Origin of the sequence: Frankia torreyi, assembly GCF_000948395.1 — a bacterium.
Lineage (GTDB): Bacteria > Actinomycetota > Actinomycetes > Frankiales > Frankiaceae > Frankia > Frankia torreyi.
Genome location: NZ_JYFN01000009.1, coordinates 87,297 through 112,665, shown reverse-complemented (window position 1 = coordinate 112,665; position 25,369 = coordinate 87,297). Strand labels below are relative to the sequence as shown.

General features: G+C 73.4%; 22 protein-coding genes, 1 tRNA gene and 2 pseudogenes. 10 read left to right on the top strand and 15 right to left on the bottom strand.

All coding sequences use genetic code 11. From position 1 onward, the window contains the following. Positions 1-369: 369 nt before the first annotated feature. Complete coding sequence (locus FF36_RS08170; protein WP_044884372.1) at positions 370-909, top strand: hypothetical protein; 540 nt, start codon at positions 370-372, stop codon at positions 907-909. A gap of 33 nt (positions 910-942) precedes the next feature. On the opposite strand, the gene FF36_RS08165 is transcribed toward FF36_RS08170, so the two are convergent. The 4 genes from FF36_RS08165 to FF36_RS08150 form a co-directional block, all read right to left on the bottom strand. After that, a complete protein-coding gene (locus tag FF36_RS08165; protein WP_044884371.1) occupies positions 943-1,371 on the bottom strand; it encodes a DUF3307 domain-containing protein in 429 nt (142 codons plus the stop codon). Positions 1,372-1,796: 425 nt separating this feature from the next. Then, positions 1,797-2,669: an NAD(P)-dependent oxidoreductase gene (locus FF36_RS08160; RefSeq protein WP_044884370.1), complete on the bottom strand. Its 873-nt coding sequence runs from the start codon at positions 2,667-2,669 to the stop codon at positions 1,797-1,799. Positions 2,670-2,769: 100 nt separating this feature from the next. Then, on the bottom strand, positions 2,770-3,090 hold the full coding sequence (locus FF36_RS08155) for a putative quinol monooxygenase (protein WP_044884369.1): 321 nt from the start codon (positions 3,088-3,090) through the stop codon (positions 2,770-2,772). A gap of 151 nt (positions 3,091-3,241) precedes the next feature. Further along, on the bottom strand, positions 3,242-3,808 hold the full coding sequence (locus FF36_RS08150; RefSeq protein WP_242418077.1) for an NUDIX hydrolase: 567 nt from the start codon (positions 3,806-3,808) through the stop codon (positions 3,242-3,244). A 180-nt stretch (positions 3,809-3,988) separates the two neighbouring features. Between FF36_RS08150 and FF36_RS08145 the strand changes: the two genes are divergently transcribed. The 4 genes from FF36_RS08145 to FF36_RS37415 all read left to right on the top strand — a co-directional run. Further along, positions 3,989-4,435, top strand: coding sequence for a winged helix-turn-helix transcriptional regulator (locus tag FF36_RS08145; protein WP_199865348.1), 447 nt, complete (start codon positions 3,989-3,991; stop codon positions 4,433-4,435). 113 nt (positions 4,436-4,548) lie between these two features. Beyond that, on the top strand, positions 4,549-5,817 hold the full coding sequence (locus FF36_RS08140; RefSeq protein ID WP_044884427.1) for a cytochrome P450 family protein: 1,269 nt from the start codon (positions 4,549-4,551) through the stop codon (positions 5,815-5,817). Positions 5,818-5,980: 163 nt separating this feature from the next. Then, a complete protein-coding gene (locus tag FF36_RS08135) occupies positions 5,981-7,318 on the top strand; it encodes an esterase-like activity of phytase family protein (protein WP_044884368.1) in 1,338 nt (445 codons plus the stop codon). 1,342 nt (positions 7,319-8,660) lie between these two features. Then, the coding region (locus FF36_RS37415; protein ID WP_277912834.1) for a tetratricopeptide repeat protein at positions 8,661-10,713 on the top strand (2,053 nt) is incomplete at its 5' end. 99 nt (positions 10,714-10,812) lie between these two features. Here the strand turns inward: FF36_RS37415 and FF36_RS08120 are convergent. Next, a tRNA-Leu gene (locus FF36_RS08120) sits at positions 10,813-10,893 on the bottom strand. A gap of 318 nt (positions 10,894-11,211) precedes the next feature. Between FF36_RS08120 and FF36_RS37410 the strand changes: the two genes are divergently transcribed. After that, positions 11,212-11,946: a hypothetical protein gene (locus FF36_RS37410; protein ID WP_242422373.1), complete on the top strand. Its 735-nt coding sequence runs from the start codon at positions 11,212-11,214 to the stop codon at positions 11,944-11,946. 49 nt (positions 11,947-11,995) lie between these two features. On the opposite strand, the pseudogene FF36_RS37405 reads toward FF36_RS37410, so the two are convergent. From FF36_RS37405 to FF36_RS08090, 6 genes and pseudogenes are all read right to left on the bottom strand, one after another. After that, a pseudogene (locus FF36_RS37405) lies at positions 11,996-12,130 on the bottom strand (peroxiredoxin); the annotation flags it as partial. Between the two features lies 1 nt (position 12,131). Then, positions 12,132-12,487, bottom strand: a 356-nt coding sequence (locus FF36_RS08110; RefSeq protein ID WP_242422372.1) for a peroxiredoxin, incomplete at its 3' end; no start/stop codon positions are given. 184 nt (positions 12,488-12,671) lie between these two features. After that, on the bottom strand, positions 12,672-13,610 hold the full coding sequence (locus FF36_RS08105) for a DsbA family protein (protein ID WP_044884365.1): 939 nt from the start codon (positions 13,608-13,610) through the stop codon (positions 12,672-12,674). Beyond that, positions 13,594-14,133 (bottom strand): DoxX family protein, encoded by a 540-nt coding sequence (locus FF36_RS08100; protein WP_044884364.1) that lies wholly within the window; start codon positions 14,131-14,133, stop codon positions 13,594-13,596. The genes FF36_RS08105 and FF36_RS08100 overlap by 17 nt, the downstream gene beginning before the upstream one ends. Beyond that, positions 14,133-14,708: an SCO family protein gene (locus FF36_RS08095; RefSeq protein ID WP_044884363.1), complete on the bottom strand. Its 576-nt coding sequence runs from the start codon at positions 14,706-14,708 to the stop codon at positions 14,133-14,135. Before FF36_RS08095 ends, FF36_RS08100 begins: the two co-directional genes overlap by 1 nt. A gap of 503 nt (positions 14,709-15,211) precedes the next feature. Next, entirely contained in the window at positions 15,212-16,114 is a 903-nt protein-coding gene (locus FF36_RS08090) for a hypothetical protein (RefSeq protein WP_236705649.1), read from the bottom strand. Positions 16,115-16,621: 507 nt separating this feature from the next. Here FF36_RS08090 and FF36_RS37400 point away from each other — a divergent pair. After that, positions 16,622-16,859 (top strand): annotated as a pseudogene (locus tag FF36_RS37400) (DUF3618 domain-containing protein); the annotation flags it as partial. A gap of 172 nt (positions 16,860-17,031) precedes the next feature. Then, positions 17,032-17,634, top strand: a complete 603-nt coding sequence (locus FF36_RS08080) for a histidine phosphatase family protein (RefSeq protein WP_044884361.1) — start codon at positions 17,032-17,034, stop codon at positions 17,632-17,634. A gap of 46 nt (positions 17,635-17,680) precedes the next feature. Here the strand turns inward: FF36_RS08080 and FF36_RS08075 are convergent, their stop codons facing one another. The 4 genes from FF36_RS08075 to FF36_RS08060 form a co-directional block, all read right to left on the bottom strand. Then, entirely contained in the window at positions 17,681-18,910 is a 1,230-nt protein-coding gene (locus FF36_RS08075; RefSeq protein WP_313949795.1) for a lysylphosphatidylglycerol synthase transmembrane domain-containing protein, read from the bottom strand. A 188-nt stretch (positions 18,911-19,098) separates the two neighbouring features. Then, positions 19,099-19,545 (bottom strand): ATP-binding protein, encoded by a 447-nt coding sequence (locus tag FF36_RS08070; RefSeq protein WP_044884359.1) that lies wholly within the window; start codon positions 19,543-19,545, stop codon positions 19,099-19,101. Positions 19,546-19,789: 244 nt separating this feature from the next. After that, positions 19,790-22,312, bottom strand: coding sequence for a hypothetical protein (locus FF36_RS08065; protein ID WP_044884358.1), 2,523 nt, complete (start codon positions 22,310-22,312; stop codon positions 19,790-19,792). A 233-nt stretch (positions 22,313-22,545) separates the two neighbouring features. Further along, the gene (locus FF36_RS08060) at positions 22,546-23,208 is read right to left on the bottom strand and encodes a hypothetical protein (RefSeq protein WP_044884357.1); all 663 of its coding nucleotides are present in this window, start codon (positions 23,206-23,208) and stop codon (positions 22,546-22,548) included. Positions 23,209-23,662: 454 nt separating this feature from the next. On the opposite strand from FF36_RS08060, the gene FF36_RS08055 reads away from it, so the two are divergent. After that, positions 23,663-24,055: a GroES family chaperonin gene (locus FF36_RS08055; protein WP_044884356.1), complete on the top strand. Its 393-nt coding sequence runs from the start codon at positions 23,663-23,665 to the stop codon at positions 24,053-24,055. A gap of 442 nt (positions 24,056-24,497) precedes the next feature. Next, complete coding sequence (locus FF36_RS08050; protein ID WP_009740125.1) at positions 24,498-24,797, top strand: DUF4193 family protein; 300 nt, start codon at positions 24,498-24,500, stop codon at positions 24,795-24,797. The last annotated feature ends 572 nt before the right edge of the window (positions 24,798-25,369 follow it).

The following is a 25,369-nucleotide window of genomic DNA, read 5'->3' as shown; positions in this document are numbered from 1 at the left end:
GCAGCGCCCCCGCCCGGCCGTGCGGTGGGGTCGCCGGCTGGCCCGCGGCGTCGCGCCGGTTGGGCGTGATCCGTCCGCGTTTCAGGCCGTGAGCCGTTCTCTGATGTCCCCCTGTGCCCCTACGATGACGAGATGCCGTGATTGCCGCCGCTGTGGGCCGGGCAGGTCATCGAACGCCAGCGGGGGATGCCGGGGCGTCACCGCGTGCCGGCGACACGGGTGGGTGCCGTCAGCTCACCGTTGCGTCGCGGCCGCCGACCCGAGGACGGACGGAGCAAGCGGGATGATCACCGTCAAACCGCCCTACCGGCTTGTCGGGTTGGCGTCGATCGAGGTCGTAGCCCCGTCGAGGGCGATAGGAACATGCCTATGGCACGGTTCCTCGCTGCGGTCGCCGCGGGCGTCGCCCTCCTGGTGGGAGGGCTGGTCACCCTGGCGCTCGTGCTCCCACCCGCGTACAGCTACCTGGTCCCGCTTGTCATCATCCTCGTCGTCGTGGGGGTCAACATCACTGCCTGGCTCGTGATCCCGCAGGTTGTCGGCTCGGCGTTCGCCTCGGCGTCCGGGGCCGCCGAGGGGTCGGTGCCCGCGCGCTCCGACTCCGCCGGCGGCTCGTCGTTCGGTTTCGCCCACGTCGGGTTCGACTGGCCGAGCGGTGACCTCACCGCCGAACCCAGCGCCGACGAATGGTCGTCGTGCTGGGACTACGCCGGTCGCGACGGTGCCGACGACGATCGCTGGTCCGTGCCCGGCGGCGCCGACAGCGTCTCCTGGAGCAGGTCGGGCGGCGCCGACGGCGGGTCGAGCTGGTCGGAGGGGTCCGCCGGCGGGTCGAGCGGGTCGAGCGGGTCGGGGAGCATGTCGTCGGGCTCGTCGGACGGACCGGGCGGCACAGCGACGGCCTGCTAGGAGCGACCCCGCCCAGGCCGGCGGGCACCCGACTCACAGCAGCACGGCGACCAGCGCGGCCAGCCACAGCGATGCCGCGTGCAGAGACTGGTCGGCCAGGTACATGCCGTTCATCCCGTTGTCGGCGAGCTCGGCGAAGTCGCCGCCACCCGTCCTGGTCAGCAGCCAGTGCACGGCGACCCGGCGGTCCCACAGCGCGTGGGTGAACACCGAGATCACCAACCCGGCGACGGCCCCGAACGCGGACAGCCGCAGGTCGAGCCCGACCGCCGTCACCGTCACCATCACCACGACGACCACGTGATACGCGGCCAGGTGGCGTCCCAGCGCCGCCCAGCCGGCCGGGCCCGGCGTCGTCTTCAACCGGGCCTGGGCGTCGGTCTGGCCCAGTACATGATCGGCGAGCTGGTGTGCCGCGAACAGGGTCACCAGCAGGACCGCGAAAGTGACGGCCCTGGTCATGAGGCCGGGGCGGGACGTCGGGACGGAGCTGCGCTCATCGTCAATCCTGCTCTGCGCCCAACGCCCGGGCGGGCCGGGCGGGCCGCGGACGGCTCGGGGCCGCCCACCGGTGGCTGGCGTCGGCGGGCGGCACGCACCGGGCGGCGCGCCCGCCGGCGGCCACCGGCGAAGTCGGCCGGGACGGCGGGTGCGAGCGCGCACCCGGCCTTCGTCGGGCCGACCGGGTGGACTCGTCGCCGTTCAGCCTGCGACCCGGCGAGCTGCGACACCGCATCCTGAGACGGCTTTCGCCGGGCCCCGCACAATCACCGGCTGCCCCGGCTGCCCCGGCTGCCCCGGCTGCCCCGGCTGCCCCGGCTGCCCCGGCTGCCCCGGCTGCCCCGGCTGCCCCGGCTGCCCGAGGCGCCCAGCCGCCCGCCGCCGCGTTAGGCGAGCCCGGCGCGGCGGCGGGCGGTCTCGGCGACCGCTGCCCAGTCCTGCTCCCCCTGGCCGTGCGCGAGCGCCTCGATGAACGCGTCGCGCAGCACGCCACCGAAGGGCAGGGGGACGTTGCGCTCCTGGCCGGCGGACAGCGCGAGGCCGACGTCCTTGAACCCGAGCGGTAGCCGGAAGTTGACCGGCTCGTAGCTTCTCTTCCCGATCATGCTGCCGTAGCCGGCGAAGACCGGGCCGGGGAACAGGTTGTCGGTCAGTACCTCGATGAACAGAGCCGGGTCCAGGCCGCCAGCCTCGATCACGGTCGTCGCCTCAGCCATCGCCTCGATGGAGCAGGCGACCAGATAGTTGCCGAGGATCTTCACCAGGTTGGCGTGCGCCGGCACCTCGCCGACCGTCCAGGTGCGCCGGCCGAGGACGTCGAACAGCGGCTGCACCTCGGCGATCGCCGCCGGCTCACCGGCGGTGACGATGGTGAGGTTGCCCGCCGCCGCGGCCTCCGTCCGGCCGAACACCGGCGCGGCGAGGTAGCGCAGGCCCCGCTCGGCGTACTCACGCGCGGCCCGTTCCGCCAGGGCGGTGCTGATCGTTGCCATGTTCACGTGCAGGGCACCGGCGGGCGCCGCGGCCAGCGCCGCGGGGTCGAGCAGGCGTTCCGTCACGGCCCGGTCGTCGGCCAGCATGCTCAGCACGGTCCCGGTCGCGAACGCCTCCTCGATGCTCGCGGAGACGGCGCCGGCTGCGGCCAGCTCGGCGACGGGCCCGGGGGAGCGGTTCCAGACCAGCACGGTGTGGCCCGCGGCGACCAGGTTGCGGGCCATCGCCGTGCCCATCCCGCCCAGACCGATGAATCCGATCCTCATCCGGCACACTCCTGACTGCGGCACGTCGACGCCCCTGTCGGTGACATACCGCAGTCTGGCCCGTCACCGGTGTGCAGGACCGGCCGGGGTTGCCGGGCTGTCAGGCGTCGGTCGCGACGGGAACCCCGGTGCCGGCGGTGAAGGTGATGAACTCGATGCGCGGCGGACCGGTGAGCAGCGCCTGGCGGCCGGCGACGAAGTGGTGCACGTGCGGCTGGTTCTCGTGCTCCTCGAAGGCGTCGCGGTCCCGGTAGAGCTCGTAGAACAGGCGGGCGTTCGGGTCGCCGGCGACGCGGTGCGTCGTGTAGATCAGCGTGCCGGGCTCCCGTTCCGCGATGAGGGGCACCGTCTGCGCCACGAGGGCGTCGAACGCGTCCGCAGTGTCCGGGCGAACCTCGAAGCGCACCGTCAAACCGAACATGGCTCCACCTCCGCGACGCAGTTGTCGGCAGCGAGGTCCTCACCATCACCGCTTCGTAGGTGACGGTGTGTGACTCGCTAGAGATCACTGTAGTGCCTATCGCGAGACTCGGGTCACTTCGCCGCGGCCCGACCTCGACAGCCCTGTGTCGTCACCGCAAGGGGCCGTCCGGACCTTGACGCACCGAGGAGACCTCGGTCGGTCCTGGTCGGAGTGCGGGAATGGCGGGAATGGCGGCGAGGGCGGCGGTCACGAGGTGGCGCATGAGCGCCGGGTCCCCGCCGCGGTAGCGGCGCAGGAACTCCTCGGGTTCGATCAGCACCCGGCCGGCGGACTCGTGGGTGGACTCCCAGGGGGCGAGCTCGGTGACCCGGGCGGTGCGGATCACCATGTAGGTCCGGTCGTCGGCGCCGAAGTAGTCGGACTCGATCACCTCGACCGGATGCAGGACGCCGAGCCGGGCCCGGACCTCCTCCCAGGCCTCCCGCCGCACGGTCTCGTCGATCGACGACTCGCCGCGCTGGACGTGCCCGCCGGGTATGTCCAGCCCGCGGGTCAGCTCGGCGACGACCAGCCGGCCGTCGTCGGTGACCGCCACCACCGACGCGCTCGTCACCTGCTCGAACGGCGGGTCCGGCGATGGCCCGAGGCACGTCAGCGTCGTCGTGCCGCCCCGCCGGCGCCGCACGGGCCGTCGGTCCTCTCCCGCTGTGGTCAAGGCAGGCTCCTCCCCGTGGCGTGGCTCCCGGGTCCTGTCTACCGCGAGGCGCGGGGCGCCGTTGTCGGTTCGGCCCGTCGTCCTGATAGGTTGGATTACCCAACTGGCACCTTCTGGTGGCTGCCCGGGAGATCCGGGCGGCGGGGCCGGGTTGGGCTGGCGGAACGTGCGGTCGAGGGGATGGTCACCATGACCGGTGCCGGGCGGGACTGTTCGATCGCGAACGCGCTCGGGGTCGTCGGTGAGCGGTGGAGCCTGCTCGCGCTGCGCGAGGTGCTGCTCGGTGAGCGCCGTTTCGACCAGATCGCCCGTAACACGGGGGCGAGTCGGGACATCCTCGCGGCGCGGCTGCGCACCCTCGTCGAGCGCGGGGTGCTGGCCAAGGTGCAGTACCAGGAACGCCCGCCGCGCTACGAGTACGTCCCCACCGAGGCCGGCCGCGCGCTGCGGCCGATCCTGCTCGGGCTGATGGAGTGGGGCGACCGCTACGTCACCGACGGCCCGGGGCCGACCAGGTGGGAGCACGACTGCGGCGCCGAGCTGCATCCCGAGATGGTGTGCGGGCACTGCCACGCGCCGGTGCTGCCGGGGACGACCACCCTGGTCCGGCTCGGCCAGGTGCGCTGACCGCTGACGGCGGGCATCACCTCGTGGTCGGGGATCGCGGACATCGTTGCGCGCCGCCCGCGGGGCGCCGTCCCGGCCGGTCGCGCGCATCCGAGGAGATGCGGGGGATCGGCATGGTTCACGTCCAGCCGCTGTCCGTCGCCGCCGCGGGGCCGAGCCTCGTCGCGGAGGCCGCCGCCCTGCGTGCCCGCGGGCCGGTCGCCGAGGTGACCCTGCCCGGCGGCATTCCCGCGTACGCCGTCAACCAGCACGCGCTGCTGCGCGCGCTGCTGCTCGATCCGCGAGTCAGCAAGGACCCACGCCGCCACTGGGCCCAGTGGGACGAGGCGTGCCGCCGGCCCGAATGGGGCTGGGTCCTGCAGTGGGTGGGCGTGGTGAACATGCTCAGCACCTACGGCGTCGATCATGCCCGGCTGCGCCGGCTGGTCGCGCCGAGTTTCAGCGCCCGGCGCACCGAGCTGCTGCGCCCCGCCGTAGCGGCGGTCACCGAGCGGCTGCTCGACGACCTGGCCGCCGAGACCGCCGGGTCGGTCGTCGACCTGGTGGGCGCCTTCGCGCAGCCGCTGCCGCTGGCGGTGATCGGCGGACTGTTCGGCATCCCGGATCGGATGCGCCCGGACTTCGCCCACGTCGTCGAGCAGATCATGAACACGACGGTGAGCTCGGAGCAGGCCGCCGCGAACCTCGCCCGCACCCGGTCGGTCCTGGCGACCCTCGTCGAGGGGAAGCTGCGCGACCCCGGTGACGACCTGACCACCGAACTCATCGGGGTGCGGGACGCGGTCACCGGCGACCGACTGGCGTATCGGGAGCTGCTCGATACCCTGCTCCTGCTCATCAGCGCAGGTCACGAGACCACCCGGCACCTGCTCGGCAATGCCGTGCACGCGCTGCTGACCCACGATCGCCAGCTCCGCCGGCTGCGCGCCGGGGAGATCACCTGGGATCAGATCGTCGAGGAGACGCTGCGCTGGGCGCCCAGCATCGCCAACATCCCGCTGCGCTTCGCCGTGGCGGACATCGACACCGGCGCGGTGACCATCCCCGCGGGGGCGGCGATCGTCGCGGGCATCCTCGCCGCCGGCCACGACCCCGGTCACCACGGCCCCGGGGCCGACCGGTTCGAGCCCGGCCGGGACGCGGCCGACCATCTTGCGTTCGGGATCGGCGTCCACCGGTGCCTGGGCGCCCCGCTGGCACGGCTGGAGGCCGGGTACGCCCTGCCCGCCCTGTTCGCCCGCTTCCCCGGCCTCGCCCTCGCCGCACCGGCAGGTGACCTGCCGCAGGCCCCCTCCTTCATCGTCCACGGCTGGCAGGCCCTGCCCGTCCGGCTCTCGCCGCCCGCCCGGTCTGCTCCGGGCGCGCGCCTGCGCGGCGCGTGACAAGGGCGTTTCCGTCTGTTGGTCGTAGTGCGGAGGGTCGCCGGACGGCCGCGGTTCATCAGCTGTCCATCGATGGGCCCTAACGTCCGTTGTCGGCCGTGTCGACGGTCGGCACCTGGGGAAACGGCGGGAGATTCCGATGCGGGAATCAGGGGGGAGTGTCGTGGCGTCGAGACGACTTCGTGGATGGGCGGTCGCGGGTCTGGCACTGACGGTGCCGCTCGGCCTCGTCGCGGGGCAGGGGATCGCGTCGGCCGCGCCGGCGAGCGCCGGGTCGACCGTGCCGACGGTGGTGGCGACGGGGACGCTGCCGGACACCGGACTGGCCGAGTTCTCCAACGGGCTGATCCCCGGCTCGGTGGACACCGACCGCGGCGTCAACCTCGGCGGCATCGGCAGTGATCTGTACCCGGCCGGTCGGCCGAACGAGTTCTGGACCGTCACCGACCGCGGTCCGAACGGCCAGATCAAGGTGGCCGGCAAGAACCGGCGAACCTTCCCGGTCCCCGGTTTCGACCCGGCCATCCTCAAGGTCCGTGTCGACGGATCGGCCCTCAAGGTCCTGGAATCCCTGCCGATCACCACCGCGCACGGAGCACCCGTCACCGGTCTGTCGAACATCGACGGTTACGACGAGACCCCGTACACCTGGGACGCCCAGACGAAGCTCCCGTTCAACCCGAACGGGCTGGACACGGAGGGCCTCGTCCGCACGCGCGGCGGCGAGTTCTGGCTGGTGGATGAGTACAGCCCGTCCCTGCTGCGGATCAGCGCCCGCGGAAAGGTGCTGGCCCGGCACGTCCCCGCCGGCCTGAAGCTGACCGGGACGGACTACCCCGTCATCCCGTCGCTGCCCGCGATCCTCACCAACCGTAAGATCAACCGCGGTTTCGAGGGCATCGCGCTGGCGCCCGACGGCCGGACGCTCTACCTGGCCGTGCAGAGCCCGCTGCTGGTGCCGGACAAGGACACCGGCGAGGCGTCCCGCAGCACCCGGATCTTCCGCTTCGACACCGCCACCAACAAGGTGACCGGTGAGTTCGTCTACCGCCTTGAGGACGTCAGGACCTTCGACCCGAGCGCCGACGGTGACCCCGCCGAGATGAAGATCTCCTCGCTCGCGGCGGTCGACGAGCACACCCTGCTCGTCGACGAGCGCACCGACCCCGTCGCCCGCCTCTACACCGTCGACCTGCGCAAGGCCACGAACATCCTTGGCACCGCGTGGGACAGCGCCGCGACCTCGCCGTCGCTGGAGTCCCTCGCCGACCCGGCCACGGCCGGCGTCACAGTCCTGCCCAAGCGCCTCGCCGTCGATCTCGAGGCCGTCCCCGGCCTGCCCGACAAGATCGAGGGCGTCGCCGTCCTCGGCCCCCGCACCATCGCCGTCGCCAACGACAACGACTTCGGCCTCGGCACCTTCGACGCCAATGGCCAGCTCGTCGACTCCGGCGTCAAGAGCAAGATTCTCCTCCTCCGCCTGAACCGTCCCCTGTCCTGACCCTGTCGCCTCGGTCGTCCTGCGTCGAGGCAATGAGGCGCCGCCCGCACGTAAGGCGCCGCCCGCAAGCAAGGTGCCGCCAGGTCCGCACTTCGCGGACCTGGCGGTTACCGCATGGTGCGCAACTACGGGCAGCCGAAGATCTCGTGTGTGCCTACGCGGCGCCAGATGATGTGTGGCGCACCCCGCTGGTTGGACCTGCCATAGGAAAAGGTCGCCCGACCATCATCCGCCCACGTCATTTCATAGACGCCAGAAGAGCCTTGGACGCCCTTCACGCGTAGGCTGTTCTGGAAGCCGCGGCCCGCGATGAGATTCGAGGCGAAAAGGTCTCGGGCGCGAAGGAATCGCTCTTGCTGAGCAGGCGTAAGGCGGTGCCAGTCGTCCCAGAATCGCTCTGTTAGCTCAAAGGTGGGCACGCCCGGCAGCGTAGCCGGGCGATAGACCGTCAGGCGGTGCGGGGTCGGGGTTCGCCATCGTCGGCAATCAACCCGCGGGCGAAATCGCCGGATTCGGTGACATCGTGAAAAACGGTAGTTCTTCCCGCTGTGGTGTCCTCATCGGCCTTCCGCGAAGGCGTCGCTGCAGGGCGGAACGCCGCAGTGGTTGCGGGCGTGCCCGTTCGGTCGGTGGCTGCCCACCATTTCCGCCCAGCACAGTCGGCAAACTTGTCTGATGTGGCCCATATGTGCGTGCTCAACGCGTGTCTGCTCCGCCCGAACCGCCCGGTGTCCTGGCCGCGCGCCCCCGGCCGGCGGCGGGCAGGCCAACCGGATAGCGGCAACTCGCCGGGTCCGTATCGCCGGCCCCCTCGAATGGGGAGCGTGGGACCGGCTCATCGAGGAACTCGACCATACGGTGCTCCCGTGCCCGGTCCGTCGTCTCGAATTCGTGTGCTACGACATCCAGGACGTCATACCGGTGGCCCATCACCCGCATTATCAGCTCACCCTCGATACCGGCACTGACATTGCCCGCCACGTCTCGACCGATCCGTCGACCGAGTCGAGCCACTGGTTTCTGCTCGACCCGGCGACCGGCCGCGACCTCGGCCGGCCCCTGTACGGACCGTCGCCGGCGGACCTGCTGACAGCGGTCCCGCGGGCGTCACGACTACGGCACCGTCGATCCGTACGCCACCGACGACCTCGCCGTTCGGACGCGCCGTCGGCCGTCAACGCCGCAATCAGGACCATCGCAGTCTCGCCCTGAGTCGATGTCGGCTGGCGCGTGCACCTCGAGACGCCGGGTCGGGTGTCGGGTTGTGGTCTCTGGTGATTGGTCTTGACGCTGCGCAGGAGTGGGATGCTGGTTGGGTGACCGGCGGGGGNGCGGGCGAGGNGAGTCAGCGGTTCTTCGTCTCGTATACGGGGGTGGATGTTCGGTGGGCGGAGTGGGTGGCGTGGACGTTGGAGGCTGCCGGTCATGAGGCGCTGATCCAGGCGTGGGACTTCGGCCCGGGATCGCATTTCGTCGGTGAGATGCAGCGGGCGTTGAGCGATGACCGGCGGACGGTGGCGGTGTTGTCGGCGGCCTATCTGGAGTCGGCGTTCGCGACCGAGGAGTGGCAGGCGGCGTGGGCTGCTGACCCCGTCGGTACGGAGCAGCGGCTGCTGGTCGTGCGGGCGGAGGACTGCGACCGGCCCGGTCTGCTGCGCCAGGTGGTGTCGGTGGACCTGTTCGGAGTGTCGCGGGAGGAGGCCCGGATCCGGCTGCTGGAGATGGTCCGGCTCGGGCGGCGCAAGCCGACGGTGGAACCTGATTTCCCCGCCGGCCTGCCGGCCCAGGGCAGTCCGGCCGGTCCCGCCCGTTCCGCCGCTCCCGCCCGTTCCGATGGTCCCGCCCGTTCCGCCGGTTCCGCTGGTGGGTCGGCGGAGGCGGCGCCGACGTTCCCGGCGGAGCTGCCGGAGGTGTGGAATGTGCCGCCGCGGTTGGGCCGGTTCGTCGGCCGGGAACAGCAGCTTGCTGCGGTGGCGAAGGAGTTGGCGGCGCGGGGTTCGGCGGCGGTGTGCGCGGTGCACGGCTCGGGTGGCGTGGGCAAGAGCGCGTTGGCGGTGGAGTTCGCCTACCGGCAGATGGGTTCGTTCGATGTGGTGTGGTGGGTGAGTGCGCAGGACCCGGAGCTGATCGCCGGCCAGGTGGCCGCGCTGGGGGTGGAGCTGGGGCTGGCCGACGGGGCGCAGTGGCCGGCGGTGGCCGGGGAGCTGCGTCGTCGGCGGCTTCGATGGCTGCTCGTTCTCGACAACGTCGAGGACCTGGATGGCGCAGGTGTGGATGGCGCGGGTGTGGCGGTGGTGGGGCCGTTGCGGCCGGCTGATCCGTGGGGGCGGCTGCTGGTCACGTCCCGGTTGGTCGGGGTCGCCGGCGGTGGGGTGGAGGTCGGGGAGTTCAGCCCGGACGAGGCGGTGAGTCTGCTGACCGGGCGGGTCGGGTCGCTGGACGCGGCGGTGGCGGGGCGGATCGCGGAGCTGCTGGGCTACCTGCCGCTGGCGCTGGAACAGGCGGCCGGCTACCTGCGTCAGACCGGAATGCCCGCCGGGGAATATGCAAATCTGCTGGCCCGTCGGCTCGGGGACATGGTGGGCCGGGGGCGGGTGGCGGACCGGCCCGGGGTGACGGTGGCGAACCTGTGGGAGCTGTCGACCAGCCGCCTACGGGCGGAACGGCCGGAAGCCGCCGTGCTTCTGGAGCTGTGCGCGGTCTGCGGACCCGATCCGGTTCCGTTGGACCTGTTCACCAGCGCTGTGGACGCGCTGCCGGACGGGCCGGTGCGCCAGGCGGCCGGGGATCCGGTGCAGTGGGCGGACACGGTCGGGGCACTGGTCGGCTACAGCCTGGCCCGCCGCGACGGGCCGGCGCTGACGGTGCACCGGCTGGTCGCCGCCGCGACCCAGGCGGCGATGGCCGTGCCGGAGCGGACGGCGACCACCGCCGTGGTGGTACGGCTGCTCGCCGCAACCCTGCCCGCCGACGTGCGAGATCCGGCGGGCTGGCCGCGGTGGCGGGAGCTGCTGCCCCATGTCCGGACGGTGCTCGACGGTGACGACAGCCGCTGGGACGACCCTACGGCCCGCGAGGTCTCGTGGCTGTGTGACCGCACCGGCCTGTACCTGGAGCATCACGGCCGTCCGGACGTCGCCCTCGACTACCTCCACCGCGGCCTGACCCTCGATGCCACCGGGCTCGGCCCCGATCATCCGGACACCCTGGTCTCGCGGAACAACCTCGCCTACGCCTATAAGGCGGTGGGGCGGGTGGAGCAGGCGATCGCCCTGTTCGAGCGGACCCTGGCCGACGCGGAGCGGGTCCTGGACCGGGGGCATCCTTTCATCGCGACGTTCCAGGCCAATCTCGAAGGTGCCCGAGCTGCCGCGGAACGGCGTCGGCGCGCGTAGGCCCCCCGGTTCTCCCGGGCAGCGGCGCGGACTTCGTCGCCCCGCCATCTTCCTCGTCGCGGGCCTCATCCCTGGCGCGTAGCGCTCCTGGGAACGGGGTGCGGGAGGGGGGACTTGAACCCCCACGCCCTAGGGCGGCAGGACCTAAACCTGCTGCGTCTGCCATTCCGCCACTCCCGCGTGGCTTCCAGGGTAGCGAGGCCCGGCACCACGGTGGCATGGCGGTTCTCCGAAGCGTCGATCGGCGGTCACCGTGGGCTGCGACGCCGGTCCAGATGCGTCTCGTCGGGATTCGGGAGGTTTGGGGAGAGGGGAGCCGGACACATACCGGGCCGTCAACAGGGTTCGCGTCGTCGGCCACCTTCGTTCGTCCGACGGTCGCCTTGCCGACAGGCGCGGCGGCTTCGCTGTCGCCAGCCCGACCCGCACGGGCGGCCGCCCGGCGGCAGGCTGATGCGTGCGCCGGTCCGCGCGAGGACGACTGGGAGACGACAACAGATGACCACGACGGAGGCCCCGGGCACCGCCGCGTCCACCGACACCGCCGTTCCCGCTACCACCGGTTCGTCCGGCACCGGCTCGTCCGGCACCGGCCCCACAGATACTCCGCCCACATCCATGGCCGATGTGGTCGTCGACGTCGCTGGTGACGGGTCCGTCGCTGGTGACGGGTCCGGCTCGGACGATGTGCCGGCCGCTACCGCTGGTACCTCGGTCGCCGAGGGGGAGAGCGGCTCGGGCGGTGTGCGCGCGGGTGCCGCCGACCGGGGCGACGAAGCTCGAGCCGCCCGCCGGCATCTCGCCGCTGCCGACGCTTCTCCTGGTGGGCATCCGACGGCGGGGGACGCGGCGGCGGCCGACGGGGCCGCGCGGACCGTGTCCCGACTGGGGCGGTCCGGGCCCCGGCACGCCGCCCAGCGTGCCCTGCTCGAACGCAACCGGGCGCTGACGCTGATCCACTCCGGGCAGGCGACGACCGCGACCGTCGACACGGTGTGTGACACCGGCGTGCGGGTGAACGGGCGGGCCGTCGCCGAGGTGCACCTGCTCGTCGATCGGCCGGGGGGTGCGCCGTATTCGGTGGTGCGCAGCGCGGTGCTGCCCGACGCGGACATGGATCTCAGCCGCGCGGCGATCGCCTCGTCCGGCCGGCCGCGGCGCATCCCGGTGCTGGTCGACCCGCGCCGGCCGCAGAACGTGCTACTGCGCTGGGATCTGCGGCCGGCGAGCTAGTCTGGTCGGCCGGTGAGCTGGTCCGGGCGGCCGGGTGCGGCGCGGGCGGTCAGGCGGCGGCGAGGTTGAGGTCGCGCAGGAGCTTGGCGACGTGGCCGGTCGCGCGGACGTTGTACTGGGCCACCTCGACCTTTCCGTCGGCGCCGATGACGAACGTCGAGCGGATCACGCCGACGGTCTTCTTNCCGTACATCGTCTTCTCGCCGAACGCGCCGTAGGCGGCCAGGACGCTGCGTTCCGGGTCGGACAGCAGCGGGAACGTCAGCGACTCGTTGTCGCGGAACTTCACCAGCTTCGCCGGCTTGTCGGGGGAGATCCCGAGGACGTCGATGCCGGCGTCGTTGAGCTGGGCGAGGCTGTCCCGGAAGTCGCACGCCTGCTTCGTGCAGCCCGGCGTCGACGCGGCCGGGTAGAAGTAGACGACGACGCGACGGCCCCGGAACGACGACAGCGACACCTCGTTGCCGTCGGCGTCGGGCAGCGTGAACTCGGGAGCGGGGTCGCCGGGGGCGAGACGGGCGGCGCTGGCGGTCTCAGTCATGGCCCGAAAAGTAGTCGTGGCCTGCGCGGAACGGCAAACCACCCCCGTCCGCCGTGGCCGGGGGGTGGGCCACGCAGCCGCGGCCGGCCGTCTCGTCCGAGGGGAGGAGACGGCCGGGGCGGCGCGGGCTGGTCGGTTGTCTGGTCGGTTGCCCTGGCCGGACGCCCTGGTGGGGGCGTCGGGGTCAGCTCGCGGCGGTGACGGCGGCGCGGAAGCCGTCGGGGGTGAGCTGGGTGCCGGAGAGCTGCTTGCCGCCGACGAGGACGGTCGGCGTCGCCGTGACGCCGGCCTTCGACGCGTCGCCGTCGACCTTGGCGACGTAGCCGTCGTAGGTGCCCTTGTCGACGGCGTCCTTGTAGGCCTGCGAGGTCAGGCCGGCCTTGGCGCCGAGCGTGAGCAGCGTGTCCTTGGTGAACCCGCCGGTGTGCTCCTTCGGCTGGTTGGCGTAGAGGACGTCGTGAAGCTGGCGGAACTTGCCCTCGTTCGCCGCAGCGGCCGCCGCGTTCGCCGCCCGCTTCGACTCGGGACCGAGGAACGACATCACGTGATAATCGATCTTGATCTTGCCCTGGTCGAGCAGGGTGCGGATCGTCGGGCCGGTCTGCGTCTCCAGCGCCTCGCAGGCGGGGCACTGGAAGTCCTCGTACATGTCCACCGTCACGGGGGCGGACGCCTGGCCGACGATGATGCCGTTGTGGCTCCCGGTGGCCGCGGCCGGCAGCACGACCGGCTTCGACTCCTCCCGCGAGTTCTGCACGACGAAGCCGATCACGCCGGCGACGATGAGCGCCACGACGACCACCCCAGCGACGATCAGGTTGCGGCGCCGCCGCTCCTGGGCCGCCGCCGCGGCGCGGGCGGCGGCGGCCTTCGCCCGCCGGTCCTCGGCGCTCGCCTTGCCCCGCCGGGCCGGGCCCGTCCCGCCGCCGGCCCCTGCCGCGGAGTTCGACCCTGCCGCGGAGTTCGCCCCGGTGCCGCCACGGACGCCGCCGCCAGGGCCGGAGCCGCCGCGGGGGGCGGAGCCGCCGCCGGAACCGGAGCCGGGACGGGCCGCGGGTTTGGTCGAGGTCGGGGTGTTGCGGCCGTTCCCGCCTTTGCCGCGGGTCTTAGAATTCGAGGCCATCTGTGTCACTCCTGGAACGGTCGTTGACCGGCTTGTCGAGGATGCGGTCCACGGCGAGATAACCACCGGGCCGCCAGGCGAGCAGCGCGGCCGCGGCGAGCAGCAGGCTGTCGCGGACCAGCTCGGAGGTGTAGTGCGTGGGGGCGTCGGCCGTCAGGTCGCCACCGGAGGAGAAGCAGCCGCAGTCGATGCGCAGGCCGCGGGCCGCCGCCGAGACGATGGCCGTGATGTAGGCGGCGAACATCAGCGCCGACAGCAGCGCGGTCACCCGCACCGCGAGTCCCACGATGAGCAGCACGCCGAGGGCGATCTCCAGGAACGGCACGCCATAGGCCACCGGCTGCACCAGCGCCTCGGGCAGGATGCGGAATGCCCGCACCGAGCGCAGCATGCCGTCCGGATCGTTGACCTTCAGCAGGCCGGCGACGAGCCAGACGACGCCGAGGGCCAGGCGCAGGACGGTGGAGATGCCCCGGCTCGCCGGCTGCGTCGGCGTGGTGAGGCGGTAGGCGATCGTGTTCATTACCGGGCTTCTGGTCCGGACCGCTCGGCGGTCAGCTTGGGCAGGTCGTCGATGTAGGCCTGGACGCCCGTGCCCGCCAGGTACAGCGCGCGGATCCGGTCGTCCCGGGAGAACGCGATCACCTGGGAGCCGTGGGTGACCAGAACGGAACCGTCGGCCTGAACCTCGGGCTTCTCCAGGGGGACGCCCAGGGCCTCGGCCTCGGTGCGGATCCGGTCGAACGTGCCACGGACCCCGATGAAGGTCGCGTCGAACTGCCTAAGCCAACGACTGAGAACCGGCCCGGTATCCCGATCAGGATCGGACGTCACGAAAACGACCGCGATCTGCTGCCGTACGTCCGGTTTGACCTCGGTGAGTGCGGAGGAGATGTCCGCCATCGTCGTCGGGCAGACATCGGGGCAGTGCGTGTAGCCGAAGAACAGCAGGGTGATTTTTCCCTTTGTCCGTTCTCGCAGGTCGAAGGGGCGCCCTTCGGTGTCGGTCAGGTTCAGGGCGGGTTTGGCCAGCCGCTGCGCCGGGACGGTGCCGTGCAACCCGTCGTTGTCGCCGTCGCCCGCGTCGACGATGGTCACCCCGTTGTTCGTTCCGGAACCGGCGCAGGCGGTGACCAGCAACAGCGACGAGACGGCCAACGCCGACCCAAGAACGCCGATCAGCCGCCTCGACCGGCGCCGACCGGCCGGCGGCGACGGCTGAGCGGCAAAGGACGACTGGACGGCCGGGGACGACTGGACGGCCGGGGACGACTGGACGGCCGGGGACGGCTGGACGGCCGGGGAGGATTGGGTTTGCGAGGGCGGCCCGGCCGGGGGGGACGGCGGAGCAGGCGGAACCGCGTGGCGGGAGGGGGACCGCCCGAGGCGGATGGATGCCTCGCGACGGGGACGGATCAGGGACATGACACTCCAGGAGCGGGCGCCGCAGGCGCGCGGGATCGCCACCGGCCGGCGGCGAGCGTGATCAAAGGTGATCGCCGCGGACGCGGTGGATGACGGGCTGACGGGACGGAACGGGGACGTGCGGCGATGGCACAGGCGACGGCGCGGTGCCCTGCCCGGCCCGCGGCGCAGCGGGGCTAGACCGCTGCGACCCGCCACGGCGCATCCCGGAACGATCTGCTGGCGAGCGGCGTCGGCGGGCCGCGCCGGGCGACGGCGTGACGCAGCAACGCCAGGCGCGGCCGTCCCACCGACCGGGCTCGCCGGGGCCGCACGAGCCGCGGGGCCGGCATCGGGGCCGGCGGGGCCGCCGGTAGGGCGGGCAGCCGGCGAGCCAGCAGCCGACCGGCGGCGGCCAGCACCTCCGCGCCGCGGCGGGCCCACCAGAACATCAACGCCGCTGCCAAGGTGTGGGTCAGCAGCATCGCCAGCGCGACGGCGGCGGCCGAGGCGGACCCGGAGCCGAGAGCGGCCAGGCCACCGAGGTGCTGATGCCCCGCGGCGGGCGCGTGGCCCGATCCGGCCCCGGCGGAGACCCGGCGGGCGGCCGCCAGCAGCGCCGGATCGACGTGCGTCAGCCCGGGGTGAAGCGCCGGGCCGACCACCGCCCCCGTGGTGTGCGCCGCCGACGCGGCCCCGGCCTGGCTGTCGTGGCAGAGGAGCAGGCCGAACAGGGGATCGCCCCGCGCAGTCCGCGGCGCGGCCCCGCAGCCGGCGGCGGCGAGCGCCGCGTGCAGGAGGCCCTGGACGGCGAGCAGACCGCCGAACGACCGTGGCCCGCCGATCCGTCGGCGCGGGTCATGCTGGCGCGGGTCATGCTGGCGACGGGCCCCGGGGGCGGCCTGGCAGGCGGCCACGGCCGATCGGATGATTTCGGCCGCGGCGGCGAGCAGGACGGCGGCCAACACGACGAGGAGCAGCCGGCCGGGCGGCGGTGCCTGGCCGGCCAGCGGTAGGTGGGCGAGGAGCGCCCAGGCCACCGCCGGCACCGCGAACGCGGCTCCCGCGAGTGTGCCGCGGGGGATCGCGTCGGTGAGCACCCCGCCGCGCCGCGGGTGCGGGGGATCGCGTGGGTGCAGGGGGTCAGGACTGGTCGGCCCGGGGCGATGCCCTCCCGGGTCAGACCGTTGCCGACCGCCGCGCACAGCCATCAGCGTAATGTCCGGCGACTCACGATCCCCGGTCAGTCTGGGCCGGCGTCGGCGAGCCGGTCGACGGCCTGGGCTGATCCGCGGAGGTGGGCCGGGGATGGCGGGCGGGGCAGGCGCCGAAGTGGGGGCAAGCCGGCACGCGTGGATAAACGTGAGAGACCTCCTGGCGACCACTCGACGTTTCGCCTCGCCGGGGGGTGATCGGTCTGGCACGATCGGAACAGGCCGGCCGCACCCGAGGGGGTCGCATCCGGCAGGGCGGCACCCGACAGGGCCGCACCTGACGGAGTCACACCCGACAGGGCCGCGCCTGGCGGGGACGTCCGCGGTGCGGCGGCGAGTGATCGGCGCGCACCGTGACCGCCGCCATCCGCACCGGACGAGAGGGCAACATTCGTGCCGCAGGACCCGGCCGTCATCCAGCGGCAGATCGAGGAGACCCGCGCCGAACTGGCCGAGACGATCGACTCGATCGCCGAGATCGTCAGCCCACGCCGGATCGCCGAACGCACTCAGGAGCAGCTTCGGATCAAGGCTGCCGAGCTGCGGCAGCGCTACGGTCCCGCGCTCGGGCTCGGCCCGGGGCCGGGTGCACCGCAGCTACCGGCGGGATCCGGCGCCGCGGCCGGCGGGGNGCTGGTCCCCGGCGGCGGCCAGGTCGGCGGGCCCGGGGCGAACCGGCTGTCCCAGGGCGGCGTCACCCTCGTGCGGGTCGTGCGGTGGGATCGGGTGGCACTGGTCGGCGGGGGCCTGCTGCTGTTCGCCGGCGGGGTCCGGCGCCGTCGGCACCGGTCGTCCCGCCGCGGATGACCGCACAGGTTCCGCCGGGCCGAGTGGTGCTGCTGCGCCACGGGGAGACCGAGTGGAGCCGGCTCGGTCGGCACACCGGCCGCACGGATGTCGAGCTCACCGCCGAGGGGGAACGCCAGGCCGCCGGGCAGGCCGCCCGGCTGTCGACGTGGTCCTTCAGGCTCGTCGCGACCAGCCCGCGGGCTCGGGCTCGCCGCACCGCCGACCTCGCCGGCCTGGTCGCCACCCCCGAGACCGAGCGGGAGAGCTGGGACGACCTGGTCGAATGGGACTACGGCGGCTACGAGGGGATCACCACGGCGACGATCCGCGAGACAGTGCCCGGCTGGACGGTGTGGACCGCGCCGGTGCCCGGCGGCGAGACCGTCGAACAGGTCGGCGCGCGTGCCGACGCGGTGCTGGGCCGGCTGCGCCCCTGGCTGAGGCGCGGCGACGTCGCGCTCGTCGGGCACGGGCACATGCTGCGGGTGCTCGTCGCCCGCTGGCTCGGCCTGCCGCCCCGGGCCGGGGCGTACCTCGTGCTGGCCGCGGGCGGGCTGTCGGTGCTCGGCCACGAGCACGAGGCGCCGGTGGTCGAGGCCCTCAACCTGCCCGCCTGACCTGACCTGATCCACGTCGCGACGCCCGGCGCCCCGGGCCGGCGCGTTACAGGTTCCCGCTGCGCCGCAGGCCGGCTAGGGCGACGATTCCGGGCAGGACCGGCAACCAGAAGCTGATCACCCGGTAGACGAGGACGGCGGCGAGCATGGTCGCCGCGTCGCCGCCGGCGGCCGCCAACCCGAAGGCCAGCGCGGGTTCGAGCGCGCCTACCCCGCCGGCCGTCGGCGCCGCGCCGGCCACCATGGAGCCGACGAGGTAGACGGTGGCCACCGCCATCACCGAGATGCTGGCCCCGAACGCCCAGACCGTGCAGGCCAGCGCCAGGATCTGGAACAGGCGGGTGCCGGCCTGGGACAGCAACAGGACCGTGGTGCGTCCGGGGGAGTGCGCGAGGACCGACACGTGGGCGCGGAACGCCCGGACGGCGGGCCGCGCCATCACCCGCACCCGCGGGTGGGCGACGGTCCCGGTCACGAGCGCGCAGACGACCACGCAGCCGAGCAGGACCGGCCCCGCGCCGATCCCGTCGAGGGTGGACCGGACGGGGCTGACCACCGCCTCGCCGATCCCCGAACCGCTGAGTGTCCCGGCCACGATGACGATGCCGGCCAGGTGGGTGATCGCGCCGGCACCCTTGATCGACGCGATGGCGGCGAGCGCCGCGGGCCGGGTCATCCCGCGCTTCTCCAGGAACCGCAGATGGACCGCGATGGCGCCGAGGCCGGCGGGGACGATCCGGTTCGTCGCCGCGGCCGCCACCTGGACGCCCGTCACCGTGCGCAGCTCCACCCGCAGGCCGCTGGCCGCCCGCATGGACAGGCCGTTGGCGACGTAGAACAGCGCCGTGCAGCAGGCGCACGCGGCGAGCCAGTGCCACCGCGGGGCGGGCACCCCGGACAGCCGGGAGACGGCGTCCCCGCGGAAGCGCACCGCCAGCACGACCAGCAGTGCCGCGACGACGATCCCGCAGACCAGGGGCCGGCGCCGGGACCGTGCCAAGCCGACCGCGAGGGGCTCGTGAAAGACGTGACGGTCGGGGTCGGTGACACCGGCCGGGTGCTCCACCAGCACGGCCCCGGCACCCTCGGGCCTGGCCGGGCGGCGGCGCTGGTGGGGCAGCGTCTCGGGCTGGTCGGTCGGTACGGTGGCGCTCTCCGCGCCGAGCAGGACCGGGATCTCTATGACAACCCCCGTAGGGCCGGAGCAGTGGTCACGGTCGTGACGATGGAGACGCAGGTCACGGTACGCGAGTTGCCTGAACAACACCTGAAGCATCCGCATTGTCGGCCTGACTAACTCCGGTCGTCGGCGCATGGAGCGGACAAATCATCCAATGGTGCCGGTGATGGCCACATGGGCGGTGCCCCGCGGGGCCACGTGCGAGACATGTCAGAGATATGTGGCAGAAAAGCCGCTTTTACACTTCTTCGGGTGATTGGTGCCGGGTGGCGTTCGGGACTCCGTCAGGAGCCGCAGGCCGCCTCCAGCGATTCCTCCTGGCGGGGCGGATCCGGCTGGCGGGGGAGATCGAACCAGACCTGCTTGCCCGGCCCCTGCTCGTCCAGGATGTCGACGACACCCCACTGCAGCGCCAGCGCGGCGACCAGGTGCATGCCCCGTCCGGACTCGTCGTCCTCCCCCGCGGGCTTCAGCGCCGGATGCTGCGCGGTCCCGTCGTCGACGGCGATGCGGATCCGGTCGGCCTGCAGCTCGACGGTCAGGCACAGCGCCTCCCGGTCGCCGACGAACCGCACGGCGTTGGTCACGACCTCGCTGACGAGTAGCTGCGCGACCTCGACGGTCTCGGGGCGGCTCCAGGCGACGAGCAGTTCGGCGACCAGACGGCGGGCCCGGCCGGCGGCGCGAGGATCGGCGGGCAGGTCGAAGCGTGCGGTCAGTGCTTCGGCCACGCCTCACCTTCCGTGAAATCGGGCGGGACAACTCCGTCGTCCGTTGCCGTCCTCGCGCCAGGCGAGCTGCCCGGCGACGCGTACGTGCCACACCGCTCGCCACCTCAAACCTGCACCGTCCGTGGCCCTCGGTCGCCTTGACGACCACGTGCCGCATCTGGATACCGCGCGGCGTGGCCATCCGGGGCAACGACGCGCCGCGGGACACGGCTCGGCATGCGGCGCAGCGGGGTCTGCCGGGGGCTCAGATGACGTCGATGCCGTCCAGCACGGATTCGCGGCGTGCCAACCAGGCCTGGGTCACCTCGTCTACCTGGGCCTGGTCGATGCGCGCGGCCGCCGCCGACAGCTCGGCCTCCCGAGCCGACGCGGTCCCGGACCGATCCGGCTGGCCACCCGGCCGGCGAGGCGGCTCGGCCCGCCCGGGGCGCCCCGGGCGGGGATCCGGCCCGCGGCCCGGCGGGTTCGGCGTGCCGGAACCGCCCGCCCCGAGCGGACGGCCGCGGCCGGGACTCCCCGGGCGTTCCGCACCCGCCACCACGCCTGCCGGGCTTCCGGCGGGCGCCGCGTAGGGCGATCGGCCGTTCGGTGGGGGCGCGCCGGTGGGGGGTCCTGCCCGGTCCGGCGCAGGTGTCTGCCCTCGGCCCCGCCGCTCCCGCGGGTCCGGGCCCGCCCAGCCGGGGCCGTCCTGCCCGGGACGACCGGGCAGATCGCCGTCCGTGTGCCAGCCCGCGGGCCGACGCTCGGGCGGGGCGTCGCCGCGGTGCGGCGGGCCACCGCCGAGCGTGACGGACCGTTCGTGGTCGGCGCCTGGCGGCAGGGGCTGGCGGAGGCCGGCTGGGCCGTCGCCTCCGACGCGGCCCGGGGGGAGCCGCGATCCCTCGTGGTTCGGACCAGCTCCCGGATTGGCCCGCATGCGCGGCCCCTCAGCTCGGCCGGGGGCGCCCGGTCCGTCCGGGCGTCCGGGCTCGCCCGGGCCGTCCACCGGCCCGCGGGCCGCCGGGCCGGCGGCGCGAGCCTGCTGCGCGTGCTGGGGTGGCGACCAGGTGCCGTTCGCCCGCGCCGACGCCATCTCGACCGGGCCGGAGATCGGCGGTGCGGGCCGGGACGCCGGCACGGACACCCGATCGGGATATCCGGGCGGCGCGCTGTGATCGACCGGCAAGGGCTGACTCGGGAAGGCGTCCGGCGGCCCGTCCGGCCGCTGGCCGCCCGCCAACCGGGGCTGAGCGCCGGTCGGGCGCGCCGGCACATCGGCCGCTCGGCCCGGTCGGCCGGCGGCAGGCGCGGGGGGCGCCAGGCCCGGCAGCGCCGAGCCGTACTCGTCCGGTCGCTCCCGGCCGGCTTCCCCGGCGACTGGGAACGCGCCCGTGGCCCGCGGCTGCGCCGAGGACGGCCTGCTCGCCGCCGTGGGCGCCGGTGCGAAACCGGGTGCCCCGGGCTGGCGCGGCGTCCCCGGGGAGGGCGGCGTGGTGCCGGGCAGGTTCGGCGCGCCGGCCGACGGATGGGCTGCAGTGCTGTTGGGGTGGGGCGCAGTGCCGTTGGGGTGGGGCGCGTAGTGGCGTCCCGAGGACCCGTCGTTGCGGCCGACTTCCGCGGTCGGTCGTCGGCCCGCATCGTTGATCCCGGGCAGCCTGGGGGTCGCGCCGCTCGGGCGGGGCATGCCGGGCGGTGCCGGGATCCGCGGCGCGGGCCCCGTCGGCCGGGCCGGGGTCGGCTGCCCGGCCGCGACCGCCGGCGGGTAGTCGGCATAGCCGTCACGGGTGCGGTCCGGGGACCGGTCGACGTCGCCGGGCATGGTTCCGCCGTACGCCGCGACCGCCGGCAGCGTGCCGCCAGGCCGACCTGGCACCGAGGGCGGCGGCGTGGGCGTGGGCGGGCCGGGGCGGGCGGGCGGCGGCGGGCCGGCGGGTCGGGTGCCCGGCAGGGCCGGCTGGCGCGATTGCGCCGCGACGTCCATCGGGGGACGGCCCGGACCCGGCTGCGGGACGTGACCGCGGTCCCGCCCTGCGTCCGGGTGGGTTGCGATGCCGCGATCGTCGCGGTCCCGGCCGGCGTGCGGGCGACCCTCCTGGGGCCGACCGCCCGCACTGTGATCGTCGAAGCGCCGGTCGTCGAAGCCTCGGTCCTCGGGCCGCCGGTCGTCGAAGCCTCGGTCCTCGGGCCGCCGGTCGTCGAAGCCTCGGTCCTCGGATCGCGGATCGTCGAAGCTTCGGTCGTGCAGGCTCTGGTCGTCGACGCTCTGGGGGGCGAACCGCCGGTCGTCCGGCCGCTGGCCGTCGAACCTCGGCTCGTCGAACCGCGGCCCACTGGACCTCGGGTCACCGAACCGTGGCTCACCGAAGCGCTGGTCTTCGGCTCCGCGGTCGGAGCGGTCGTCCCGGCTGTGCTCCCGGTCGTCGTAGCCGGCAGGCGGCGGGGGAGGCGGTCGGCCGGTGTCGGGTGCGGCGGCGTGGGCGGCCGCGAGGGCGCCGCTCTCGGCCCCGGGCTCGTCGTAGCCCGACTCGGCCTCGCCGTTGTGGGCGCCGTCTCCGGCGTCCTGCGAGATACCGGTGATGGCGATGATCGAGGCGCAGGGCCAGAGCCGGTCGCAGCTCAGGCAGAGATCAAATTCGTTCGGTTGGTGCAGATCAATGAGCGTGATCAGGGAATGGATGTGCTCAATGATCTTCGGGCCGACCAGAACGGGCCCACGCGCGATGACGTCGAGCTCGGAGCGCAAACGCCCGTGATATTGCTCGACGTCGGCAAGGCGCGGATCGTCCATCACAGGCAGCATGCACCATAGCGGGCGAGAGGGTGCGAACGGCGTAGAACCATGGAGGGTGCCGTCACGGCTGACTCACGGTCCGCGTCCGATGGGCGGCACGGGGCGACGCTGACGGTCTTCTCCTCCTCACCTGCCGTGAGCATGGTGGCGGGCCGCCTGGCGGACGGGTGCGCGGTCACCTCCCGGCCGGGGCCCGGGAATCGCGGCGGCGCGACGGGGCTAATCGCTGATCAGGAACGGTCCGGCCGGACCTCGTCGGTGCGCCGAACCTGGCGCATCAGGCCCTCCTGAAGGCGGGCGAATTCCTCGATGTAGGGACTTTCGACCTGCCCGGGGGCACCTCCGGGCTCCTTGCCCGGTCCGGATCGATCAAATGGCTCGAATCCCGCGAACTGACCGCCACCGTTCGGTGACATCCGGTCGGGCTGGCCGTCGAAGGCGGGGTAATGGCCACCGGGCGCGGGCCCACCTCGGTCGGTCGGCGCGTCGTAACCGGGACCGTACGGCGGCAGGTTGCCCCCGCCCGCCGCGCCGGCGCGATCCTGGCCGTTGTCGAACGCGGGGTAATGCGTGCCGTTCTGGCCGGCGTTCCGCTCGGCGGAACCTCCGTCGTAAGCGAATCCCGAGCCGTTGGGGGTGGCGCTACCGGGGGCGATCGAGAGCGGGGCACCGCGCAGACCATCACCGGACGCGTCCGGCTGCTCCGAGGCCAGAAAGCTCTCGGTCGCCGGGTAGATGCGGGCGGAGAGGCTGACCGACATCGGGTCGCTGCCGTAGGTGATGACGTCGACCTGATCCTCCGCACTGATCCCACCGTTGCGGGCCAGATCGACGAAGCGGAACAGATCGGCCCAGCGCAGACCATCGAGATCGACACTGATGCGCAATGCCATGGTGGTGCCCCATCCCTGAGGTTCGTTACGTGCCGACGGTTACCTGGGCGCCAACGGACGATCGAGAGGTGCCACGGCACGCCGCCCGTCAGCGCCAGCCCGGGCAGCGATGGGCGGCAGCTTATACCCCGTTGGGGGACCATTCCCCATCCGGGGAGGTTTCGGAGGGCTCTGCGCCGATAGTGCGCGATGCCGGCAACGCCGATTGCGTGCATCAACTCGTTACCCCAGGTCAATCGGTCGCACGATGTCGATCCGGGTCGGCGTGCCGGGACCACGGACGCCGGGACCACGGACGCCGGGACCAGGGCGGCGCGGAAGGCGGAGGGGCGCCGGCGGTCAGTCCGAGATGGACGGTGTCCCCATCCGCCGGGCGCGCGCACGGTGCGCCCGTCCGCACGTAAAGACCGCCGGGGGTGCCGCGCGCCCGGCGCGGGCGGGTAGTGTCCGCCCTGTGAGCGTTGTGTCCGGCGGTGTCAACGGGGTCGGTGGCGTGGCCGGGGCGGGCACCCAGGCGGGGGTCATGCAGGCCGGGGCGTTGCCGATCAGGCTTCTCCACGACCGGGTGCTCGTCGAGCCCCGGGAGGACGCCGTGGACCGGCGGTCGAAGGCCGGCATCGTCATCCCGCCGACCGCGCACATGGGCAAGCGGTTGTCGTGGGCCGACGTGGTCGCGGTCGGTACCGCGGTGCGGACCATCCAGGTCGGTGACCGGGTGCTGTTCGACCCCGAGGACCGCGCCGAGGTCGAGCTGCACTCGACCACCTACGTTCTGCTGCGGGAGCGGGACCTGCACGCCGTCGCGGCCGAGCGGCTCGACGACGGGCTCGCCGGTCTCTACCTCTGAGGCCTCGCCCCGGGGCGGGGCAACCCCGCCTGGTGTGCGTGCGCCATCCACCGACCACCCGGCGCTGCCCCCGGGCCCGAATGGTGTACGGTGCCGCATCGATCGGGATGGAGGCGATCCGCCCGGGTCGTGACGTCCGGTCGTGAATGTGGTGGGAGCGACACCGCGCCGACGGCCCCCTGTCTGGCCTGACGCGGTTGCGCCCCGTATCCTTCGCTCGGCTTTGGAGATCCGCGTTCCGGCCGGGACCCTTGGATGTGGCGGAGGCACCGGGAAATGCGGACATAAGGCACTGCATCCCCCATCCTCGGGGTTATTGCGTACCGTAGCCAGCCGATGTCCCGGGGTGCCGTGTTGAATGGCTCCCCGTGTTCGGCGGGAACCACTACCCGCGGGTTGGCATAACCCCTGGGGAACGACGGCAGGGAAAGGAAGGAGACGCATGGCTCGTGACTTCGACGCTCGGCGAAGCACGGATGTCGAGGAGGACGAGCTCCAGGAGCAGAGCCTGGAGACGCTCAAGGCGCAGCGCGCGGGCGCTGCGGCGGACCTCGGGGACGACATGGACGCCCTCGAGGCCGAACTGGACCTGCCCGACGCCGAGGTCCGCGACGAGGAACTGTCGCTGCGGGTGCTTCCTCGGCAGGCGGACGAGTTCACCTGCACCCAGTGCTTTCTGGTGCAGCACCGCAGCCAGTTGGCGGATCCACGCCGCATCGTCTGCTCGGACTGCGCGGCCTGACAGGTCCGGGGGATCGGCGGTCGGCACGGCGGGCGTCATGACCGACCCGACGCCCCCCGGTCGGCCCGCCGCCGCCCTCGTCCGGGCCGCCAGCACCAGCACTACCAGCACCAGCCAGGACCACCAGCACCAGCCAGGACCACCAGCACCAAGCCAGGACCACCAGCACCGCCAGCACCGGGGGAGGGCCGCGACGGGGATGACCCCGGCGGGGCGCGAACCCACGCCGGGCGGCGTGCCGCGACCGCGTTCGTGACCGTGGCCGCCGTCCTGGGGCGCTGTTCGCCACCACCTGTTATTCATTGGACCGCTATCCGGGGGGATGGCGGGCATCCGCACGCCACCGCCGGCTCCGCGTTGCGGACATCGGGAGTCGTCCGGTGCGAGTCGCGGGGCTGACCGGCGCGGCTGCGCGGGACACCTGAACGTGGGCCCCCGACCTGGTGCCCCCGTCCCCGATCCGCCCGTCGCTGGCGGCGTTGCGGATGTCGGTTCGGGGACGGCCGCGTACGGCGAGTCGTCCGGGCCCGTCCGGCCTGCCCCGTCGCCCAGCCGGTGGCGGCGGCGGCGCC